5 protein-coding genes are annotated in these 3,240 nt (G+C 72.0%); 4 read left to right on the top strand and 1 reads right to left on the bottom strand.

The window, feature by feature from the left end; genetic code table 11:
- The coding region (locus G3I65_RS14330) for a pyroglutamyl-peptidase I (protein ID WP_160696548.1) at positions 1-426 on the top strand (426 nt) is incomplete at its 5' end.
- Here the strand turns inward: G3I65_RS14330 and G3I65_RS14325 are convergent.
- Positions 423-1,085: a hypothetical protein gene (locus G3I65_RS14325; RefSeq protein ID WP_125308244.1), complete on the bottom strand. Its 663-nt coding sequence runs from the start codon at positions 1,083-1,085 to the stop codon at positions 423-425. The two genes, G3I65_RS14330 and G3I65_RS14325, sit on opposite strands and share 4 nt — an antisense overlap.
- Positions 1,086-1,219: 134 nt before the next feature.
- On the opposite strand from G3I65_RS14325, the gene G3I65_RS14320 reads away from it, so the two are divergent.
- From G3I65_RS14320 to G3I65_RS14310, 3 genes are read left to right on the top strand one after another with little or no spacing between them, the layout of a single operon-like run.
- Entirely contained in the window at positions 1,220-1,600 is a 381-nt protein-coding gene (locus G3I65_RS14320) for a hypothetical protein (RefSeq protein ID WP_160696547.1), read from the top strand.
- Position 1,601: 1 nt separating this feature from the next.
- On the top strand, positions 1,602-2,660 hold the full coding sequence (locus tag G3I65_RS14315) for a hypothetical protein (RefSeq protein ID WP_309235453.1): 1,059 nt from the start codon (positions 1,602-1,604) through the stop codon (positions 2,658-2,660).
- Positions 2,653-3,105, top strand: coding sequence for a YbaB/EbfC family nucleoid-associated protein (locus G3I65_RS14310; RefSeq protein WP_160696546.1), 453 nt, complete (start codon positions 2,653-2,655; stop codon positions 3,103-3,105). Before G3I65_RS14315 ends, G3I65_RS14310 begins: the two co-directional genes overlap by 8 nt.
- The last annotated feature ends 135 nt before the right edge of the window (positions 3,106-3,240 follow it).

Raw genomic sequence — 3,240 nt, 5'->3', positions numbered from 1 at the left:
GACGTGACGCCGGAGCGCGTCGCGATCAACCTCGTCGACGCCCGCATCCCGGACAACGCGGGCGCGCGGCCGGTCGACGTCCCCGTGGTCGCGGACGGCCCTGCGGCCTACTTCACGACGCTGCCGGTGAAGGCCTGCGTGGCGGCGATCCGCGCGGCGGGCGTGCCGGCGTCGGTGTCCCACACCGCCGGGACCTACGTGTGCAACCAGGTCTTCTACGGCCTGATGCACTTGCTGGCCACGGAGTTCCCCGGCGTGCGCGGCGGGTTCGTGCACGTCCCGTTCAGCCCGGAACAGGTCGCGGCCTCGGGCAAGCAGGCGCCGTCGCTCGGCGTGGACCGGATCGCCGACGCGCTGGAAGTCCTGGCGGACACGGCGTCGAAGACGACCGCCGACCTGGTGATCAGCGCGGGCGCGGAACACTAGCCGCCGCGGCCGGTCAGCTCCACGAACGCGGCCGGGCCCGGGACGTTGTGGTGCACCGTCAGGTCGGCGACCCGGTCGCCGCTCCACCCCGGCGTGAAGCTGACCACCAGCGTGCACCGGCGGCCCGGCGCGATGTCCTGGTTCACGCAGCCGCGCGCGTCCACCGCGAAGTCCGTGCTGTCCAGCTCGATCCCGCTCACGCGCAGCGCGCTCGCCCCGACGCTGCGGACCGCCACCGTGCAGGTCGTCGTCGTGTGCACCGGCGTCGTCCCGCAGGCGACCGACTCCGGGACGGCGACCTTGGCTTCCGCGGCCGTCTCCGGCACCACCGGGAACGTCGCCGGCTTGCCGCGCACGAGGTCCAGCACGGTCACCCCGGTCACCGTCAGCACCAGCGCGCCGGCGGCCAGCAGCACGATCGCGATCGCCTTGATGCCGCGGGCCGCGCCGTCCTTGGCGGTGAACCCGCCCGCCGCCAGCACGGTGACCACGAGCGTCGAAATCAGCGTCGCGTTCGGGCCGGCGCCGATCGCGGCCGGGACGAGCGTGCCGAGCAGCGACGCCGCGACCGTGACGGCGAACCCGGTCCAGGAAAAGCGTTTCGCCTCGCGCAGCTGCCTCCGCACGGTCGGCGGCCGGGGCTTCGTCGCGGTACTCATGCAGGTAAGAGCGCCGAGCACCCCGCGCACGGACGAGGTTCCCCCGTTCGGCGGTACGGGACCCCGTTCGTGATCTGGGGCACACCACCGGGGAATCCCCCTGTCGGGCGATCGAACGGTGTTTACATGTCACGATGATCGGATTCGAGACCGACCTGCAGGACCTGCGGGATTCGGCCGGCGCGCTGCAGGGCGCGGCCGACGCCGCGGAAGCCGCGTCGAACGGCCTGCGTGGCACCGACGTCCCCGTTTCCTCCGGCGGTGACGGGCTCTTCGGCGGCATCGCCGGGATGATCCCCGTGGACAACGCCTTCGGCCGCACCCTGGGCATGCCGGCCGTCGCGAAGGCCTACAACGACCACCTGGCGAAGATCCAGAAGCTGGTCGCGCAGCTGCACCAGACGACCGCCAACACCAGCCACGCGCTGATGCGGGTCGCGGAGCTGTACGAGAAGGCCGACGAGGACTCGAAGCAGCGCGTCAACCGCGCGGCCGCCGGCCTGGAGGGGAACTGACGTGGACGGCTACTTCGACTCCGGGCTCGACGCCCAGCCGATGTCGAGCGGCGACGACCGCCGCGCCGAACTGCTCGAAGGCATCTCCGAGGACCTCAAGGAGGGCGCGAACGACGCCCTCGACGCGCTGGAGATCCTCAAGTACACCGACTGGGCCTTCGGCATCGGCACCGACGAAGGCGGCTTCCGGAAGATGCAGGACGACACCGCCGGTGTCTACCGCGAGTTCTCCGACGCCGACATCGACCACGAGTCGGCAGGCGGCCTGCAGAACCTGATCATGAAGCACGACGCCGTCTGGAAGGCGCTGCAGCGCGACTCGAAGCCGAAGCTCGACGACGCCCGGCAGTTCCTCGACGTCTGGCGCGGCTCCGCGGCCAACGCCGTCAAGGCCTACCTGAACGAGCTCGCCGACGCCTTCACCGAGGTCGAAACCAAGATCACGGTGCTGGAGAGCGACATCGTCGCGGCGCGTGAGGCGATCGCGTCCGCCCGGCAGGACCTGAACAACCTCGGCTCGACGTTCAAGCAGACGGCCGAGGACTACCAGAAGTCGCAGGAGCGCAAGCGCGAAGCGGCGATGTCGAAGGTGCTGGCGGCGACGTTCGCGGGCGCGGTCACCGGGCTGCTCACGGTGGCGACCGCCGGCGCGGGTGCCGTCGCGGGCGCGTCGGTGTTCACCGCGGCCAACGGCGCGCTGATCGCCGGGAACGCCGCCGGTGGCGCGATCACCGCCGTCGTGGCCAACCAGGCGGAGATCACCGGCGACAACGGGTTCGACCTGTACTACAGCTTCGCCGAGAGCGCGGGAAAGATCCGCAGTGGCGCCGAAGACGCGGCGCAGACGCTGGCCGACCGCATCGGCGACGAGGCCGTCGACCTGCCGAAGATCCCGGACGCGCCGGACGTCAGCCCCGGGTCGAGCTTCGACCCGTCGAACTTCGAGACCGACCACACTTCGCGGCAGACCGAGAAGAACGTCCGCGACGCGAACGTCGACATCGCGCCCGACGGCCAGGTGTCCAGCGGCGCGACGCACGCCGGGAGGCTGGATGGCTGACGGCCCGGACCGCGAAGCCCTGCTGGCCGAGCTTTCCGCGCTGTCGGCGACGGCGACGTCCGACGACGGCGCGGTTTCGCTGTCGGTCAACACCGACGGCGTGCTGACCCGGCTGCGGCTCACCGACGCCGTCTCGGGCATGTCGCCCGCCGAGATCGCGGACGCCGTGCTGCGGACGTACGTTTCCGCGCAACGGGAGTCGGCGAAGCGGACGGGGCAGCTGCTGGCGCCGTTGGGCAGCGGCGGTTACCTGATGGACCGGCTGCGCTGGCGGGTCCAGTTCGAACCCGAGCCGGCACCGGTCGCCGCTCCTCCTCGTGCGGAAGACAGCACGGTGCTCAAGGACCGGTCTTCGGACGCGCCGCCCGTGGCACCACCGCCGTCCGGGCCCGTGCCGGACGACGACTACTACGGCAAGGGCATGCGGTTCGAGCAGGCCTGGTGAGCTGTGGTCACCGCCACCACCTCCGGCGCGGCGGCGCGTACCTCGGCGGCTGGACGGCTTGCCACGGCTGCGGCCGCGGCGGCGCCACCGGCGGCCGGACCGGCGCGAACGCGGGCACGGTGAGGTCCGAGGTGC

Source organism: Amycolatopsis sp. SID8362 (assembly GCF_010550475.1).
In the GTDB taxonomy this organism is placed as follows: domain Bacteria; phylum Actinomycetota; class Actinomycetes; order Mycobacteriales; family Pseudonocardiaceae; genus Amycolatopsis; species Amycolatopsis eburnea.
Note: the sequence above shows the minus strand (reverse complement) of the source record. Positions and strands in the feature narration are given on the sequence as shown.

Coding starts and splice junctions, on each gene's coding strand:
- G3I65_RS14325 (WP_125308244.1), bottom strand. CDS start 1,085: ATGAGTACCGCGACGAAGCCCCGGCCGCCGACCGTGCGGAGGCAGCTG.
- G3I65_RS14320 (WP_160696547.1), top strand. CDS start 1,220: ATGATCGGATTCGAGACCGACCTGCAGGACCTGCGGGATTCGGCCGGC.
- G3I65_RS14310 (WP_160696546.1), top strand. CDS start 2,653: ATGGCTGACGGCCCGGACCGCGAAGCCCTGCTGGCCGAGCTTTCCGCG.